The following is a 16,763-nucleotide window of genomic DNA, read 5'->3' as shown; positions in this document are numbered from 1 at the left end:
ACGATGGGGGCCATGTGACGACGGGAGTCGCGGGAATCGGCGGCGAGCTGGTCGGCTTGCCCGGCGTCGTATTGCCCCTCGCCAGAGTCGGACCGTTGCTCGATCGCTGTGAGCGGCTCGGCGACGTCGTCGACCGCTTGCGGATGCGTCGTGCGCTGTCGGGCATTCTGTGCGGCTCGGTCGAGGTAATCAGCGGCAGCAAAGTCTGCCTACCTACCGACGAAACCGACTTCAGGCTGCGAGGCCGTCTTCCGCTCGTATGGTCGCGTTGTTATTCGAGCGAGCAGCACGCGCTCGGGCTGCTCGGCGTCGGTTGGCGCACGAGTTGGGAAGTCACGCTGCACAAGCGGGACGATCAACTGCTCTACACCGACGAATACGGCAGCACGCTCAGCGTGCCGTTTCCCGAGCGCGGGTCGCAGGTAATTGCGTCGGCTGCGCAGTTGCACATCGCGCATCTGAGCGACGGACGTCTCGTCGTCGCGGATCTGACGCCGCATTACCGCGTGTTCGGCGAGTTCGACGCGAACGGAATCGCACGGCTCAAATACGTCGAGGATCTTCGTCAGCAGCGGATCGGCCTGATCTGGGATCCCGGCGGGCGCTTGCTGCGCATGCGTGGGACCTGCGGCCACGAGCTGCGCATGCACTACGAAGCGCGGATGGGCGCGCGTCTGAGCGCTGTCGAGTGTGTCGACGGCGGTCTCACCGGCGCGCTGGTCCAGTACGGCTATAGCCAGCGCGGCGAACTCACCGAGGTACGCAACCGGGTCGGCGAAATCGTGCGTCGCTTTGCATACCGCGATGGGCGGATCGTCGAAGAAGCAGACGCGCTCGGAATGGCGACACGCTATGTGTGGCAGACGATCGGCGGCGCCGCGCGCGTGATTCGACGAGTCACGTCAGAAGGCGCGCGTGAGCGCTTCGCCTACGACTTCGATAGCCGGACCAGTGAGGTCAGCGACGTCTTCGGCAACACGGCGCATTGGCAATACGACGAGCAGGGCCGCGTGCTGTCGCACACAGACTTCGACGACCGGCGCTACCGGTTCGACTACGGCGACGCCGTCGCGCCGCTCACCATTCAACTGCCCGGCGAGCGGGTGGTTCACGTCGAATACGACGGGCTCGGACGCGTCGCGTGTGAGACGGATCTCCAGGGCGCAACCCGCTCGACGCAGTATGCGTTTGCGTCACGCGAGCCGGTGTCAGTTGCGTTGAGCGATGGCCGTGTGTGGATGTGGGCACGCAACGATCGCTTGCAGCCGTTGCACTATCAAACCCCGTCTGGAGAATTCACGCGTTTCGAATATGGTGACGATGGCGATGTCGTGTGCTCGACGGATGCGCAGGGGGTCGCCACGACCTTCGCGCATAACGCGTGGGGGCAGGTGACACGTCGCACCGGAGTTGGCGGAAGCACGACGGACTACGAGTATGACGTCAATGGTTACGTCGTCAGTGTGACCGACGCGCTCGGCGCGGTCACGCGAATCGAGCGCGATGGGCTCGGCCGACCGTTGACCATCACGCGTCCGGACGGACAGGCCGAGCGTCATGTGTGGAATGCGGCTGGCCAGCGGACGTCGTTCGTCGGCCCGAGTGACCGAAGCCGGCACTGGTATCGAGACCGGCGCGGCAATGTCGTACGCGCGGTCGACGAAGAGGGGCACGTGATCGTGCGTCGATACGATGCGCATGGGCGTCCGGTTCGAATCGAAAGCGCGAACGGCGCGGTGCAGTTGCTTCGGTGGAATGCGAGCAGTTGCCTGTCGATCACGGATGCAGATGGCGTGGAACGCAACTTCGACTATGCGGATACCGGGCGGGTCCGTTGTCTCACGTGGAAGGCGGGCGCGCAACAGCGTCGCGAAACGTTCGACTACGACCGCGCGGGCCGTCTGATCCGGCGTGAGACCGCGCACAACCGCTATATGTATCGCTACGGGCCGCGCGGATTGCTCGACTGCGTGAGCCGCGAGCCAACACGAGAAGGCGAGCTACTCGGAATCGGAGCGGATGAGATCCGCTTCGAACACGACGCCGGTGACCGCCTGATCGCCGAGCACGGCGCAAACGGCACACTGCGCTACACGTACGACGTCGTTGGCCGCCTTGTCGCGATTCAGCTGCCACAGGGACAGGAGTTGCGTATGCGCCGCTTCGAAACTGGCGCTGTCGCGTTCGTCGAACTGGACGATCGACAGATTGCGCGCTTCTGGTATGACGCGATGAGGCGTCCGATTGCGCGCACGCAAGGCCGTTTGCGCACGCATACGGGCTATTCGCCGCTCGGCTTGCCGGTGTGGTGGCGCTCGGTGACGGGGCGCGACGTGGATACGCCGGGCTGCGCGACAGAACCTGTCGCCGGGTTGTGGCGCGAAGCCGATTACAGTCTCGCTGACGTGATCGTCAGGACGGGCGCCGAGGCCGACGGTCAGACGTGGTACGACTACGACCGGCGTGGCTGTCTGTTGCGCTCGGTGTCGGAGAAGGGGGACATCGAGTATTTCACGTGGGACGCCGCTGGCAATCTGCTCGATACGCCTGGCGGCAGCTGGTTCCCGGCCGTGTATCCGGACCACCGGTTACGGGAGTGCCGCGGACATCGTTATGACTATGATGTGTGGGGGCAATTGGTGCGTAGGCGTGGCCGCAACCATACGCTATCGCTCGATTGGGATGCGGAGGGGCACGTCATCGCCGCGCATCGCAAGGGCTATACCGTGCGCTATCAGTACGACCCAATCGGTCGGCGTATCGGCAGGCGTGTCGAACCCGCTTCGTCACGGCGCGCGCAGCAGTCATCGACGCCGGAACAGGACGAGCTCACGCGCTATTTGTGGCAAGGACACAGACTGATCCAGCAGCAGCGCGCGATGGAACTGCGCACATACCTGTATCAACCCGAGCCCGACCGCTCAACCGGCTTCGCGCCGCTCGCTTGCGTGGACCAGACCCTCACCGATGATGGCGCGATCAAGAACACGCAGGTCTATCACTATCACACTGACGTCGCCGGTACGGCCGTCGCGCTCACGGATGAGACCGGCCAGGTGGCATGGCGCGGGCGTTACCGGGCGTGGGGCAGTCTCGTGACGCCGGAGTGGCCAGGCAGCGACGCGTTTGCGCAGCCGCTTCGTTATGCCGGCCAATTCGCGGACGATGAAATTACGCTGTACTACAACGGTGCGCGTTTTTTTGATCCTCACGCGGGCCGCTACATCAGCCCCGATCGCAACGGCGACGGCGGAGCCAGTCCGTATCGCTACGCGCCGAATCCGCTGACGTGGTGCAATCCTGTCGGCCGCGCGACGCCGGAGGCGTTTCCGTGCGTCGTCGTCGCGGATGCGTCATGCATCGATGGCGCACCGGACCCGGCTCAATACCTTGCCGGCGTCGTCGAACAACTCCACGACGTAGCAGGCCGGGAGCTGGCCAAGTTCTGATTCGAAAATTACATGGAAGTCGAGCCAGCCGTTTTTCCGGTATCGGGAAAGACCGCTGCCGTCGACGGTCTCGCGGCGCAGTACCGTCTCGTCGTTGCCGTAAATCACGACGGTGACTGACGTCGCGGCCCGCAGCGCGTGCTCGACGCCGGGCGTGACCAGATGCCTGTCGAATCCATTCTGATGTACGCACACACGGACGTCATTTGCGCGTAGCAGAGAAGCTTTCCATGTCGCTTCGTCGGGACGTTGCGTGCCCGCGACTGGTGGAACATCATTCAATACCGACTGCTGGACACCGCGCCACTTGAAGCCGATGCCCGCGTAGGCCTCGTAATCGGCGAGCGTGCGTTCCGCGCCGAGTCCATACTTGCCGAACTCAACGTCAGCCAACGTTTCTCCGTCGATACCGAGCAGAGCACGATTGCGCTGCAACGAGCGCTCGTTGCGCTCGTGCCAGGGCTCGTCGATTTCGCCCCGTTCCTTGGCCTCGTGATTGTGGTCGTTCCACATCTTGACGCGGTATGAGCGCAGATATTCGTGCCAACCGATCAGCCTGTGCGGACTGTACAGATCATAGCCGTGGGTGAACGCACGGACGGCAAGCGAAATTTCCTCGCCGTGAAAGAAATAGTCAGGATCGTGCTGGACCGCCTGGGCAAAGTGACCGTCGGCAAATGCGAAGTGCGCGCTGAAGAAGCGCGAACGGACCGGGCGAATGCGCGTTCTCCAGTCGGAGAGTGTCTTCGAGCGAAACAGGACCACCCCTTCCCTGGAGAACCTTCCAAAGGCCAATATCCCCGGCTCGTCGCTGGATCGAGCGTCGCCGTTCTCGGGGTCGTACATCGGAAGGTAGGCGGTCAGCACGGGTTTCGGACTTGCCTCGCGTAAAGACTCCAGCATCTCGATTGCGAGCGTGTCCCATGCGTCGACGAAGCGGTGGTGCGAATCGAGTTGCAGCGTGTAGCGCTCGCCGCCGTATCGCTGTTGGACCAGATTGCGAGCCCAGCATGCGCCCTGCGTCATCATGTGGGGCACGTCGATCAATTCGATTTTCGCTTCACGATGACTGAGATGTTGGATGGTCCAACTGTCGGTCTGCTCGGTTCGCCAATTGCCAAAGCCTTGCTGCCAGAATTGGATCATCGTCTCGTCGTGCGCATGCTGCCAGCAGACGATGATCCGTAGTAGATCAGGTTTTCTAGCTTTCTGGATCAAATCCAGCAGGGTGGGAATCAACTGCGGGTCGCGATAACTCGCGATTTGCACGAAGATCGAGTTCGGCGGTGTGACGGATAACTGGGTCATGCGCGTTGATTCTGGTGGACCTTCGTCGTTGAATAGTCGATTCAAAGAATGGTCATCGTGACTGTTGCGGTTGCCTGGATCCTGCCTGCGCTCGGCGTTGCAGTTCCGACGCGCAGCACCGTCGCCTCGAGTGCAAACGGCGATTGCATCGCGCCCTGCGGTGTGTGGACGAGGGTGCTCGTCGGATCGTTGGGCCTGAAGATTGTGTTGGTTGAAACATCCCGCAAACGAATCGCGAGATGCGTCGCGCCGGTGTTCTTCAACATGCTGCTATCTTCTGTATCGGGGGTTCCGGAAAGTACGGCAGTAATCGAAGCCGGTGGCGTGGGCCCGGTGCAGAGCACCGTAAAGTCGACTGGCTGGGTTGGCCCGCTTGTGGTCGACACATCGCTTGGGCCGAACGTGCCGAAATCGATGTTCAGAGTGCTGGTATTGACCGAGCAACTTGGAAGAACCTTGACGTTGATGCTGCCGCCCGTGATGGTCACGACCCGATTGCCGTCACCCTCGGCGACGCCGGCTCCCACGGTGTTGAGTATCACGTTGACGTTGCTTGCGATGTCGCCGGTTTTGACCAGTTCGATCTCGAATTGCGAGCCAATGCCGAAGCGCCCATAGATCACCTGATCGGGTTCGCCCGCGGGAAAGGACGGCGTAAACGGAAGTGGCGAGTTCACGCCGGTTGCACGAAGATAGGTCAAACGAAAGCCGATGCCTGGGACGTTCGTGTTATAGACGGTAGCCCCCAATACAACGGACGGCGTTGCGTTGGAATACTGTATTGATACCGTGCCCCCGTTGGTGCAGTCCGCGAAGTTCGCATAGGTCGCGTACGCCGGCGACAAGCCCGTGGCGATCACCGAGCCGACCGGTAACGCCGGATCGATCGATACCGAGCTTTCCAGGAACGGTATGTTGACCGCTAATGGTTGTCCCGCGATGTAGCCTTGAGACAGCAGTTCGGAAACTTGCGAAGGCTTCAACTGGGTGCAGGTGGCGAACGCGAAATGGGGTATTGCGAAGCAAACCAGGATAAGAAAATGAATGAGTCTTTTCATTGGAAGTTGTTGGTTGAGCGGCGGACTGAATGGGCTGACAGCGGGGAAAGTCGCACATGCGCGCGCGTCGCCTCAACTGTCGGCTACGTCCCATTTAGCGAGTAAATCGGCGGGAATGATATGGGCGAGTTCTGAAAACCGTTTGCCCACCATTCGTTCCGATTGGCGCAGCAAAACAATGACAGGACTGCTCGGTTCGTTTTGCTCGAACCACATGCGTGTTTCCTGAATGGCTGCGAGCGCGCTCCAGCGATCCATTGGAGAAGGCGCAGTGATTGGCAGATCGGCCGGCGCATCGGACTGCGGTAGGGTCGCCGTAGCCACGATCGCCGACGCCGATCCACGCACGCTGTCGTTGTCCTGCTTGTTGTCCCGCTCGTTGACGGCTCGGGCGGGCGCTGGCGCGGACCCGCCGCCGCCCACCCGATGCTGCGCGAATGGCTCCAGCGCTCGGGACAGCGCGCCGAGATCGGGCGCGTCGGCGTCGAGCATCTCGTCGCACCAAGCGGCAATGCGCTGCGTCAGGCACTGCGCTTCGACCAGTGCGGCCATTGCCGCGTCGCGTCGGCCCCACAATTCCTTTAGCAACCGGGCGACGGATTCAGGGGCGAGCGCGTCCTTCTGGCGCGGCGTCGCGAATGATTTTTCGATATCGCGCAAATGCAGTTGAAGCCCCGCGGCCCTCGGCATCGGGATGTCGCGCGCATCGGCCAGCGTGCCATCCGGTTCGACGAGTCCACCGATCGCGTTGGCGAACATCGCCGGGTCTCGCTCGCCTTCGAACACGGGCAGCGGGTGAAGCGCTTCGCCATAGCATTCGAGCATCGCCATCAGCAAAGCCAGTCCGTCGCGCAGGCCAGCCGCGCCGTCGAGCCGGGTTCGGCAACGCAGCAGGATCACCGCGAGGCGGATGTCTTTTGTCCGCAGCAGCAGCGCGCGGCAGTCGCGTTCAATGTCGGCCCAATTGGCCGTTGGCGGCACGTCGACGAAGTCGCCGTACTGCGCTTCGGCGCGTGGGGCCGCGGCCGCCTGCAGCATCACGAAGGCCGGATCGTATTCGAGATCGGGACCGCAAGGCGCGTGTGCGGAGACCGGTTCGAGCAGATCGGTGTAGCGCAGCACGACGGCGGGAGTGTTGGCGTTCATGCGAGGGAACTCCGGGGTCGGTCGTTGTACTGTTCAGGTTCGAAAACCATGCCGACGACCGGCAGGTCGTCGAGGGAATCACCGAGCCACGTCGAGTAGCCGAGTCTCTGCGACGTGCCGATGCAGGCGGGTGGCGCCGCGCGGGGGTTGACGAGCAGCTTGACCTCCCACGCGTATTCGTGGCCGACGAAGGCTCGCACCCATTCGACGAACGTCGGCAAGTCCTCGCCGTGCGGCGTGAGGCGCAAATACTGATCGAGGTCGAGCGGACCCACGACGAGCCGGAACTTGTGTTGCCGGTCGGGAATTGCCTCGCCGAGCTGGGCGCATTCACCGATGATCGCCGCGGGCCCCGGCACCCCGAGCCTCGTATGTTCCGATGCGCACAGATGGATCCAGTGCGGCACGAATTCTTCGATCGTCATCGGAACACCGAAGTAATGCGAGAGCGTCGCCGCGATGCCGTGCGGAGTCCGCGCCTCGCGCACGAGGTGCGCCGCCGCGCTGTAGCGCGAGTGCGTGGGCAGACAGGACTGCTCCGCCTCGGCCGGGTCGACGCCGATCAGACTGGCGACGTAGAACGAAAACGTTTCGTCGCCGGCACGGTCGAGCGACGCGGTGGCTTGCCCCGATGCCCACGCGCGATAAAACTGCGACAGCGCGCGGTGATGGAACAGATCGACCAGCCCGACGAGCGCATGATCCTGGTGGCTTTCCACACGGCTGTGAGCCAGCTCCGTCATATGCAGCGGCAGCGGCCCCTGCGGCCCCCACAGGCCGAGCCCGAACAGCCGCACGTCGAGGCGACCGTCTCGCATGCCGAGCGACGCGATTTCGCGTGGCGCAAACGCCAGAGTGGGTTGCTGACCGATCCGGAACGGCTCTTCTTGCGGCAGACTCGCGGTGCCCGGCAACGGCATCAGCGGGTCGCGCGCGGCGATAGCCCGCAGCAGGCTCAGGAAGCCGGACTGCCACGGCGTGTCCGGATCGAACCACGCGTCGAGCGATTGCGGATCGAGCGATGATCGCGTTGGCGCGACGGCGCTCGCCATTGCCCCATCCATGCTCATACCGCTCCGCGTCCGCCCATGCGCGGCCGCCATTGGGTGATCAGGCCACGTTGCATCGAACGAAGTTCGGTTTCGGTGAACACGTTGATCGAGACGTGGCGCGCGAGGTAATGCTCGAGCACGAGGCCGAGCAGATACGGGCTGATGCCTGAGAAGCCGGTTTCGTCGACCGTCAGTTCGCAGCGCACGCCTCGCCCATACACGAGTAGTCCGTCGCCCGGCAGACGCCGGACCACCGGTTCAGTGCGTGCGCCGACGAGTGCCTCGATCTGCCGTGCCTGTTCGCGCTCGCCTGGGGCGATGAAGAGGCCGAGCATGTTGCGCAGCGCCTGGCCGCCGTCGCCGTGGTCGAGTTCGGCGAGCGGCATGTAGTTGAAGCTCAGCTGCCTGATCAGACGCCACGCCGTTTCACCGCTCGCGTACGGCGCGCGCGGCGCGCTCGGTGCATGCACGAGGCGCACGCCCTCGATCGGCACGGAGTCCGACATCGTGAGGTCGGTTTTGCCGTTACGCGGGATCAGGCGCGGCAGGTCACGGTTCGTGACCCACGCTTCGACCGACAGGTAGCGGATGTCGTCAGCGTACGGCGCCTCCGCCTGATCGACGAGCGACACGTAGACCTCGGTCCCGATATACGGCGTACGGGTGCCGTACTTGCGTGCATTGGCCGACAGCGCGCGCTGCTCACGGCGCACCGAAAAATAGCGGCCGTGGTTGCCCACGTCGCTATGCAGCGTCTGATAAAGCGGATTGAACTCGACTTCGAGCGATGTTTGCGCGCGCTGACCGAATACGCGCGACACCGAAAAAATCTCGTAGTCGAGCGGCCGGGTGCGGTCGGCGAGCAGATGAAAATCGGTTTGCGCGCGATTGATTTCGACGCGGTCGGTACGCTTGCGAAACAGGTTGATGACCGGCGTACAGAACAGCAGGAAACGCGCTGCGTCGACGTGCGCGGCCAGCTCTTCCGGCAGGCGGTCGAGCAGCAGCACGACCTCGGCCTCCTTGCTGTCCACGCGCGCGAGACCCGCCGCGAGCTGCGTCAGCGCAAAGAAATAGAAGCGCTGGCGGCATGCGAAGTATTCCTGAAGCAGGTTGTGGCCGTGAAACGTATTCCACGTGAGCGGCAGCAGACCCTGTTGCGCTTGCAGACCTTCAAATTCGACCGGTGTTTTCGCGACCACGTGCCCTTCGTCTCTCGACGCGCCGTACGCGCGCACGACGGAGGCGACGCTACCGGCGTGGATCAGCTCGAACAGATGCGAAGCGATACGTTCGTCGCCACCGATGTAAATGGGCAGCCGGTCGAAGTCTGTCAGCTGGTTGAACTTCACTTCGCCTGTTGTGCGCAGGCGCAGCCGTAACGCGCCGCGCAATTGCAAGTGCGGCAACAGATGGCGATCGGTGTCGGGGATATCCGGCGGCACGGCGCTGAGCCGGGCTTCAGCGATCTCGATAGGCCATAGCGTGACGTCCTGGCTGCTGCGGAATTCGCACGCGGTTTGCTCGCCGGGCGGGATCGCCGAGCGCAGCATGCTTTGCCGGGGCACCTTCAGCCCTCTCGTGAAATCGCCTTCGCGCAGGCTCGGACGCAACTGCGCGACGGCGATCGACGGCGTCGGCGCGACGTAGTTCGGATAGACCACTTCGAGCAGGCGCTGCGTAAAGCGCGGAAATTCGGCGTCGAGTTTGATCTGCGTGCGCGCCGACATGAAGCAAAACGCCTCGATGAGCCGCTCCACGTAGGGGTCGGCAACGTCGATGCCCTCCATGCCAAGGCGGCGCGCGATTTTCGGGTGCTGGGCGGCGAACTCGCCGGCCATTTCCCGCATGTAGGTCAGTTCGCGGCTGTAGTAGTCGAGAAATCGTGGGTCCATGTCAACTTCCCTTGCCGGAGCCCAGCTCGAACGTGACGTGATTCATTTCGATGTCGAATGCACTCTGGATGCGAAATTCCAGTGGATAGGGCGACCAGCGCATGAGGCCATGAATCTCGAACTCGAGCTGGTTGTAGCGTACCGGGTTCCTGCTATTGAGCGGCCGGATGCGCAGCGACTCCGGAATTAGCCGCGGCTCGAAGCGAACGATCGCGTTGCGGACCATCTTCTCGACGGTTTCCCAGTTGCGACTGGTGAGGTAGCTGCCGGACAACGCGGGAATGCCGTAATTGACGACCGACGCGGCTAGCATGGGGTAGCGCGCGATGTCCATTTCGTCGTCCAGGTTCGTCGTGTTGAGCAGCAGGCCGAGATCACGCTGGATGATGCGGCGCATGCCTTCGCTGTTGGGCGCATAGGCCTCCGGCCGCTCGCTGCGCCGCGCGGGCGCATCGTCGAGCAGGCGGTCGATCAGCGACGGCATGTAGGCTTGCCGGTGTCGCGCGTCGGAGGTGGTCATACGTGCTCGTCGTGATTGAACCGGCATTCGCCGATGTCGAGCAGGCCGACGTCGCCCTTGTCGGTGCTCCAGGTTTTCTGGCCGAGCGCGATCACGCCGGTTTCCCCTACGTCTTTCCAGGTTGTTTCGCGCGAGAGCCGGGTGGCGGCGGGACCACTTTCCGAGCCGGGATAGCGCACCGGCAGGTAGCCGCGCAGGATAGTCGCGTCGCGTAGGCTCACGACGGCCGAGCGCCAGACGAGGTCGGCCAGCGCGGTGACCGGACCGAGTGTCAGCGATTTCATCGAGTCGAACGGCACCCAGCGATACCCACCCGCTACCGTCAGCTCACACACGGGGCCCAGCCGGCTATCGCTATCGGTCACCCACTCGAATGCGCCGATCTGCGTGCTGTCGCCGCGCGTGGCCGGCGCGGCGTTCAACGCGGCGCCGCGCAGTTCGTCGGCGGCGGCGAGGTTGCCCTCGCCCAGCTTGACGTTGGCTTGCAGCAGCGATTTCACCCACTCGGGCAGCGGATTGATCTCGCCCGGCGCGCGCTGACCCGCGAACACCTCGGCGCGGAACATCTCGCTGCGAATGAGCCCGCGATACATCTGGGCTCGCGATGTGCCTTCCGGCTCTAGCGTGGCCCAGGTTTGCAGCTGTTGTAACGCGCGTTTCCATTCACCGTCGAGGCACAACAGCTCGAACAACAGCCAGCGTTCGCGCACGTTCGACGGATGCTTGCGCACGTTGTCGATGGTTTGCTCCTTGAGTTCGCAGTAAGTCTGCGCGTCGAGCAGGCTGCGAAGTGTTGGCGTGTCCGACTTGGGCAGGTCAGCGGTTATTTTCATCTGAAAATTCAGGCTCTTCGTATTCGATCGATTCAGGCATGGCGATGTGGCTGTCCATACTGATCATGTGATGTTCTTCGCGCGCAAGCTGCGCGGTTCTGCTGGCACGGTGCGCGGGAATTCCGCGCGGCGCGAGCAGCGCGAGGATCTCGTGCATTTGGTCCGCCTCGAAAATCTGCTCGGCACTGAACGAGTCGAGGCTATCGAGCAGGGTGTCGATGTTCTTCCCCTTCGTCAGCAGGTCGAACACCGACGCTTCAGCACGCGACGGATCGACAAGCTCGGCGAACGGATCGTGAGGTGAGCCGATGATCGACTCGCCGTGATCTTCGGCCGACGCCTTGGGCTCGTGCGCGTTGCCGCTCTCCTGGCTCAACAGCGCGTGACGATATTCCAGCGTGAGCGCGGCGAGCGGGTCCGCTTCGTCGATGTCGGCTGCCAGAAGCTTTGCCATGCCGTCGTGTGCGCCGGGTTCCGCTGGATTCGGTTCGCGCCGCAACTGCAGCGGATCGTTATCGTCCTCGTCGGCTAGTGCGATCAGGTCGCTGAAGTCGTCCGGCTGCATGAGCACGGGCTCGATCCGGTCCGCGGCAGAATTCACGCTCGACGGTGGTGCCTGGACAAAGTCTCCAGACGTATTCGCTATTTCGAGAGGCGGGTTCCGTAATAGATCGGGCATAGGCTGAAGGTCGGTATGCGCGCTCGGTCTAGCGCGAGGAGAACACTCCACGCCGGCGTGACTGTTCTCGCGTGCGACGGCCCGCTGCCTTGCCTCACTCATTTCCGACAGATCGATTCGCGAAACGGTTGGAGCGAGCCGGAAAGACTGGATCGTTCGTGCGAAGGTCCTGAGCGCGCTTGCCTCGAAGGGCGAATGGTCCCAGCGTGCGTGATATCCAGTCATGGCCTGACCGGTATGCAACGGCGAATGAGATTTGCCTGGAAAGCGCGCATTTGTAAAAACTCTCTCGCCGCAGAAATAAAAGGATCACCAACTGAAAATGTGGGTTGGCGCGTGGAAGATATGAATGCTACTTCGCGCTCCTCGAGCGGAATATGGGCGACGGCCCAAATACACGCAGCGATCGACCGGCTATCCTTTGTCGCTCGATCAGTCTGGCCGGCGCGCTGTTTCGGATACCTGCCCGCGGAGCGCGGGATGCCGACGCGAGGCCATGCCTCTCCGCTACAAACATCTTTACCTGCAACGTCATCATGTCCATTTCACGCCACGCGTTGTTCGGCAAGCTCGGCGCAACGCTCTTCAGGAGCATCGAATCCGCAACGGCGTTTTCCAAGCTGCGCGGCAACCCGTATATCGAGCTCGCGCACTGGCTGCACCAGTTGCTCGCGCAGTCCGATAGCGACCTGCACCGCATCGTCAGACACTGCGGCATCAGCCGCGAACTGCTCGAGCGGGACCTGCAGACCGCGCTTGCCGCGCTGCCGTCAGGCGCGAGCGCGCTCACGGATTTTTCGCATCACGTCGAGACGGCAATCGAGCGCGCGTGGGTGGTCGCGACGCTGGCATTCGGCGACGGTCGGATCCGCGGCGCATGGCTGATGGCGGCGCTTGTCGAGACGCCTGAGTTGCGGCGCTTGCTGCTGGCCATTTCGCCGGAGTTCGGCAAGATTGCCGTCGACGGCCTTCACGATGCGTTGCCGGCGTGGATTGCCGGCTCCCCCGAAGCGGAGGACACCCCGTACGACCAGAGTGACTTTTCGTCGGCGGTGCCGGGCGAGGCGTCCGGTGCGCTCGCTGCATCGGTGAAGGGCGCGGCACTCGCGCAGTTTTGCGCGGATCTGACCGCACGCGCGCGCGCCGGTGAAATCGATCCGGTGGTTGGGCGCGAAGTCGAGATTCGCACGATGATCGACGTGCTGTTGCGCCGGCGTCAGAACAATCCGTTGCTGACCGGCGACGCCGGGGTTGGCAAGACGGCGGTGGTCGAAGGCCTCGCGCGCGCGATCGCGGCCGGCGAAGTCCCGCCGAAACTTGCCGACGTGCGGCTGTTGAGCCTCGACGTCGGTGCGCTGCTCGCCGGCGCGAGCATGAAGGGCGAGTTCGAGGCCAGGCTGAAGTCGGTACTCGAGGAGGCGGCGAAGTCGTCGGCGCCGGTCGTGCTGTTCGTCGATGAGATTCACACGCTGGTCGGCGCTGGCGGCCAGGCCGGCACCGGCGACGCGGCGAACCTGCTGAAACCGGCGCTCGCCCGCGGCACGTTGCGCACGATCGGCGCGACGACGTGGGCCGAGTACAAGCGGCACATCGAGAAGGACCCGGCGCTCACGCGGCGCTTTCAGGTGCTGCAGATCGCCGAGCCCGAGGAGCCGTCCGCGATCGATATGGTCCGCGGACTCGCGCGCACGCTCGCGAGCCATCATGGCGTCGTGGTTCTCGACGAAGCGATTCGCGCAGCCGTGACACTGTCGCATCGCTACATCCCGTCGCGTCAGTTGCCGGACAAGGCGATCAGCCTGCTCGACACCGCCTGCGCGCGCGTCGCGCTATCGCAGCATGCGCCGCCGCGCGAATTGCAGCGGATACGCGAGCGCTTGCAAGCCGCGCGCGTCGAAGCCGAGCTGCTCGGTAACGAGGTGCGCATCGGGCTCGGCAGCGAGGCTGCGCTGGCCGACGTCAAGGCGACCATCGCGACGCTCGAGCTCGAGGAAAGTGTTGTCGAAGCCGCCTGGCAGGCCCAGTCCGATGTGGCGAAGGCGCTGGCGCACGCGCGCGAGGTCGAAAGCGAGCGCGCCGCCGCAGCCGGTCCTGAGGCCGAAGTGCGCGATCGCGCGGCGACCGCGCTGGAGACGTTGCGCGAGCTGGAGCGGACGTTATCGAACCTGCAGGCGGATACGCCATTCGTGTTCCCGGAAGTCGGCGAAGCGATCGTCGCCGACATCGTCTCTGACTGGACCGGTATTCCAGTCGGACGCATGATCACCGATGAGGTCAGCGCCGTTCAGGTGCTGCCCGCTACGCTGGCAGCGCGCGTGATCGGCCAGCACGACGCGTTGCAGCAGATCGGCGAGCGCGTGCAGACGGCGCGCGCCGGGCTCGCGGACCCGCGCAAGCCACTCGGCGTCTTCCTGCTCGCGGGGCCGTCCGGCGTCGGCAAGACGGAAACCGCGCTCGCATTGGCGGAGGCGCTCTATGGCGGCGAGCAGAACCTCATCACGATCAACATGAGCGAGTAGCAGGAGGCGCATACGGTCTCGGGACTCAAGGGCGCGCCGCCCGGCTACGTCGGGTACGGCGATGGCGGCGTGCTGACCGAAGCGGTGCGCCGACGTCCGTACTCGGTCGTGTTGCTCGACGAGATTGAAAAGGCGCACGGCGACGTGCACGAAATGTTCTACCAGGTGCTGGACAAGGGCTACATGGAAGACGGCGATGGTCGCTATATCGATTTCCGCAATACGACCATCCTGATGACCAGCAATGTCGGCTCCGATCTGACCGCGAGCCTATGCGCGGACGAAATGCTTGCGCCGGACTTTGACGGTCTGCGTTCCGCGCTTTCGACGGAATTGCTGAAGGCGTTTCCGGCCGCCTTCCTCGGACGCGTGACGCTGGTGCCATATCGTCCGCTGGGCTCGGATTCGCTCGCGCGGATCGTGCGTTTGCATCTCGATCGAGTCGTTCGGCGGATGGCGGACAACAACCGCATCGCGCTGAGTTATGCGGCGGAGGTGGTCGACTACATCGTCGGGCGCTGCCTCGTGCAGGAGACCGGTGCGCGTCTTTTGATCGGCTTCATCGAACAGCACGTGTTGCCGCGCCTCGCCCGGCAGTGGCTCGATGCGTTTGCAGCGAAAAGCGCGCTCACGCATATGACGATCGAGGTGACCGATCCAGCCGCGGCGCCTGTTGAAGCGCTCGTGGTTCGGTCGTCCTGCCATGTGTAGTCGGCTTCGCACCCGGTGACCTGCATCGCGAATGACGAGTCGTTGATCGTGCAGCGGCGTGACGAGGCGCATAGCCGGCCGGTCAGGGGCTGCATGGATGCTTCGCAAACGTCTCTTTTGGCATTTTTTTTGCCAGGCAAAAGCACTGTTTTTTGACATCATTTTCACATATGCATGTTCAATGCCACGCGGCATGATCGCCACACCACCACAAATCGTCAATCGAACGGAATCCTTAAAAATTGCTCGCGTTACACGATCGGGATAAGCTATAAAGACAAAAAGGTCCGCATCATGCATTTGCGGCGCCCGAAGTGAGGAGCACCAACGAAAGACGTGACGAACAGCGAGTTTGTGGTTTAAACGAGCCATTGAAACTCATGCATGTCTTTCATACAGTATGAATACGCGTGCGAAATCGACATGCGGCCATGGTAGATTTTCGGCGCTGCCGTGCTGATCGTATGCGCCATCCATAGCGGGGCAACCATAGGTCGAAATCCGTTAAGCCTTTCAATTGCAACCGGAATGACTGGAGAACAACAATGCTTTTCTTTAATGATGGTTTCACATTCCCGAATTTTCTGGCCGACGTTTTCTCCATCTTCATCTTTATCCTGTGGTTCTGGCTGTTGATCACGGTATCGAGCGACCTGTTCCGCCGCCATGACGTGTCCGGATGGGGCAAGGTTCTGTGGGTGATTTTTCTCATCATCCTGCCGTATATCGGCATCTTCGCGTATCTGCTCACGCAGCATCGCGGCATGGCGGAACGCGATCAGGCGCGGGCCAAGCAGGTGCGCGAAGATCTGCGCAATGTGGTGGGCTTCAGTGTCGCCGACGAAATCGAGAAGCTCGACAAGCTGAAAGCGTCCGGTTCGATTTCCGGGGAAGAGCACTCGCGTCTGCGCGCGAAGCTCGTGCAATAAGCGTCGGTTACCTGACTGCAGCCATGGGCGAGCGGGCGCGCAGCCCGTGTCGCCTCGGCTTTTGCGCGGTGAGGGACCGCGCGATCGAACGTAACGGGAGGAACCCTTGCTTACCCGCCTCGCCCACGTTCGGAACGCTGCCGCGCGAACCGCACGCGCGCCGCTGGCATTGCGCCGCGCCGCGCTCACGTGCGCGACGGCGTTGATGCTCGCGGCTTGCGCGCAACCGTGGCAGCAATTCCAGGCGGGTCAGGATCAAGCGGCGATCGTCGCCCGCATGGGTCCGCCGCGCGAAGTCTATGACCTGCCGGGGGGCGGCCGCCGACTGATGTGGCCGACCCAGCCGATGGGCTCGACCACCGTCGCCGCCGACATCGACGCTTCAGGCAAGATCGTGAACGTGCGTCAGGTCTTGCAGTTGAGCGAATTCAATCGCGCGGAAATCGGCAAATGGACGCGCGACGATGTGCTGATCAATTTTGGCCGCCCCGTGCAAACGCAGTTCTTCCGGCTCTCGCAACGCGAAGTCTGGTCATACCGTTATATCGAAAGCAACATCCACCACATGCTGTTCAATTTCGCGTTCGACACCAACGGCGTGTTGCGCGAGACGCAGCGCACGCCCGATCCCCTGCGAGATCGCGATTTGCGACGATTCTGAACT

At 63.1% G+C, this 16,763-nt stretch carries 11 protein-coding genes and 1 pseudogene; 4 read left to right on the top strand and 8 right to left on the bottom strand.

Translation table 11 applies throughout. The features are described 5' to 3' along the window. The first annotated feature begins 14 nt into the window (after positions 1-14). Complete coding sequence (locus tag HDG37_RS05625) at positions 15-3,449, top strand: RHS repeat-associated core domain-containing protein (RefSeq protein WP_184045098.1); 3,435 nt, start codon at positions 15-17, stop codon at positions 3,447-3,449. On the opposite strand, the gene HDG37_RS05620 is transcribed toward HDG37_RS05625, so the two are convergent. From HDG37_RS05620 to HDG37_RS05585, 8 genes are all read right to left on the bottom strand, one after another. Further along, on the bottom strand, positions 3,354-4,757 hold the full coding sequence (locus HDG37_RS05620) for a GlcNAc-transferase family protein (protein ID WP_184045294.1): 1,404 nt from the start codon (positions 4,755-4,757) through the stop codon (positions 3,354-3,356). The two genes, HDG37_RS05625 and HDG37_RS05620, sit on opposite strands and share 96 nt — an antisense overlap. 41 nt (positions 4,758-4,798) lie before the next feature. Beyond that, positions 4,799-5,815: a fimbrial protein gene (locus HDG37_RS05615; RefSeq protein WP_184045096.1), complete on the bottom strand. Its 1,017-nt coding sequence runs from the start codon at positions 5,813-5,815 to the stop codon at positions 4,799-4,801. A 72-nt stretch (positions 5,816-5,887) separates the two neighbouring features. Then, positions 5,888-6,961: an ImpA family type VI secretion system protein gene (locus HDG37_RS05610; protein ID WP_184045094.1), complete on the bottom strand. Its 1,074-nt coding sequence runs from the start codon at positions 6,959-6,961 to the stop codon at positions 5,888-5,890. Continuing rightward, a complete protein-coding gene (tssG, locus tag HDG37_RS05605) occupies positions 6,958-8,025 on the bottom strand; it encodes a type VI secretion system baseplate subunit TssG (RefSeq protein ID WP_090811834.1) in 1,068 nt (355 codons plus the stop codon). Before tssG ends, HDG37_RS05610 begins: the two co-directional genes overlap by 4 nt. A gap of 2 nt (positions 8,026-8,027) precedes the next feature. Then, positions 8,028-9,908 carry a type VI secretion system baseplate subunit TssF gene (tssF, locus tag HDG37_RS05600; RefSeq protein ID WP_184045092.1) on the bottom strand — a complete coding sequence of 627 codons (1,881 nt, stop codon included), beginning with the start codon at positions 9,906-9,908 and terminating at the stop codon, positions 8,028-8,030. A gap of 1 nt (position 9,909) precedes the next feature. Next, positions 9,910-10,428: a type VI secretion system baseplate subunit TssE gene (gene tssE / locus HDG37_RS05595; protein ID WP_184045090.1), complete on the bottom strand. Its 519-nt coding sequence runs from the start codon at positions 10,426-10,428 to the stop codon at positions 9,910-9,912. Then, the gene (locus HDG37_RS05590; protein ID WP_184045088.1) at positions 10,425-11,261 is read right to left on the bottom strand and encodes a type VI secretion system accessory protein TagJ; all 837 of its coding nucleotides are present in this window, start codon (positions 11,259-11,261) and stop codon (positions 10,425-10,427) included. The genes tssE and HDG37_RS05590 overlap by 4 nt, the downstream gene beginning before the upstream one ends. After that, positions 11,245-11,826, bottom strand: coding sequence for a TagK domain-containing protein (locus tag HDG37_RS05585; protein ID WP_260332758.1), 582 nt, complete (start codon positions 11,824-11,826; stop codon positions 11,245-11,247). Before HDG37_RS05585 ends, HDG37_RS05590 begins: the two co-directional genes overlap by 17 nt. A gap of 650 nt (positions 11,827-12,476) precedes the next feature. Here HDG37_RS05585 and tssH point away from each other — a divergent pair. The 3 genes and pseudogenes from tssH (at position 12,477) to HDG37_RS05570 (ending at position 16,760) form a co-directional block, all read left to right on the top strand. Continuing rightward, a pseudogene (tssH, locus tag HDG37_RS05580) lies at positions 12,477-15,170 on the top strand (type VI secretion system ATPase TssH). Between the two features lie 545 nt (positions 15,171-15,715). After that, positions 15,716-16,099 carry an SHOCT domain-containing protein gene (locus HDG37_RS05575; RefSeq protein ID WP_184045085.1) on the top strand — a complete coding sequence of 128 codons (384 nt, stop codon included), beginning with the start codon at positions 15,716-15,718 and terminating at the stop codon, positions 16,097-16,099. A gap of 106 nt (positions 16,100-16,205) precedes the next feature. Then, positions 16,206-16,760, top strand: coding sequence for a hypothetical protein (locus HDG37_RS05570; RefSeq protein ID WP_409259948.1), 555 nt, complete (start codon positions 16,206-16,208; stop codon positions 16,758-16,760). The last annotated feature ends 3 nt before the right edge of the window (positions 16,761-16,763 follow it).

The organism is Paraburkholderia sp. MM5384-R2 (genome assembly GCF_014201025.1).
Classification (GTDB): domain Bacteria; phylum Pseudomonadota; class Gammaproteobacteria; order Burkholderiales; family Burkholderiaceae; genus Paraburkholderia; species Paraburkholderia tuberum.
This window is presented reverse-complemented; position numbering and strand designations above follow the sequence as displayed.